Origin of the sequence: Actinoalloteichus spitiensis RMV-1378 (assembly GCF_000239155.1) — a bacterium.
Classification (GTDB): Bacteria; Actinomycetota; Actinomycetes; order Mycobacteriales; family Pseudonocardiaceae; genus Actinoalloteichus_B; species Actinoalloteichus_B spitiensis.
This window is the reverse complement of sequence record NZ_AGVX02000761.1, coordinates 1-1,117: the sequence shown is the minus strand read 5'-3', so window position 1 is coordinate 1,117 and position 1,117 is coordinate 1. Positions and strand designations below refer to the sequence as shown.

Below are 1,117 nucleotides of genomic sequence, written 5' to 3'. Positions count from 1 at the left end.
GGACCGTAGCAACGGGTGATGGCCTGGGGGGTGCGAACGGCCCCCTCCCGTGTGGGAGAGGGCTGTCCGAGAGACGGCACGAGAACGAGCAAACGCGGGAACTGCGAGAACTCACCGGTAGTGTCGTTCCGCCAACATCGCTCTGATCAGTCAGTTCGACATCTTCTGATCAGCGATGGTGCGTGTCCTGTGACATCGCTAAAACGTGCCTGAACTCGAAGTAATCCACGGTGATCATGAGCAGGGGTGACAGCCGTCTGTCCCCAGGGCACCCGGCCCGCGCCTCCTAGATCTGACTGTCATCGACATTCCTGATGATATTCACCGCTGCCGTGGAGCGTTCGAGAATCGCGTGGACGTCGACAAAGGTCATCCTAACCAGAAGCCCGCCCCCCGCTGGGACTCAGCTAGGAATTCCACTTCGCGGGCATGAAGTGCGCCACGTCCCCCAAGCTTAGTTTGCGACCCTCGGCGACGAACCGCGAAACCTCGTTTTCGATTCTCTGGGCTGCTTCCTCGGCCGGAAGCTCCCACGGCTCGAACGCATCGGCACCTAGTCTTCCTGGTATCAACTTTCCCGTTCGCACGAGGTGTGCGGCCAACTTCCCGGCATTTTCCGTGGTCGCGCTTCCAGGGCTCCCATACTCGCGCAACGCCGCCACGAACTCGAAAAGCATGATTCCGTCGAAACTGGCACTCTCCCAAATGTAATCCATGACGTCCGCATTCGGCTCTTCCATGAACTCTACCCCTTGTTGCGCACTACATGAATTTTAATCGGACGCTGGTCCTCGAATGCCAAATCTATGGTTTCCGTCCCTGGTGTCGTGAGGGACTTGCTCCTTAAGGCTATTCGGGTTCCATCTGGGAACACCACAACGTGACCCGCATAGGAGTCTACATCCTGACGTCGACCACCTTGCGATAGGTTCACCCATATTTCCCTGATCTCTTCAACGGAGTCAACCTCACGAACGACGGTTTTTCTCCCTCGTGGCGAGCGTCTGCCGATCCCTTCCCCTTTTTCCCTCGCGTAGTCGCTCGCGGTCTTTCCCCGCCACGTCCCCACGGAGGGCGGCGCGGCCGGTGGTACTACGGACGTAGGGCTGGGCGGGGG

Annotated in this window: 1 protein-coding gene; it reads right to left on the bottom strand. The window is 59.1% G+C overall.

What is annotated here, in order from left to right:
• Positions 1-407: 407 nt before the first annotated feature.
• Positions 408-740: a hypothetical protein gene (locus tag ACTIDRAF_RS0224955; protein ID WP_016701386.1), complete on the bottom strand. Its 333-nt coding sequence runs from the start codon at positions 738-740 to the stop codon at positions 408-410.
• Positions 741-1,117 lie beyond the last annotated feature (377 nt).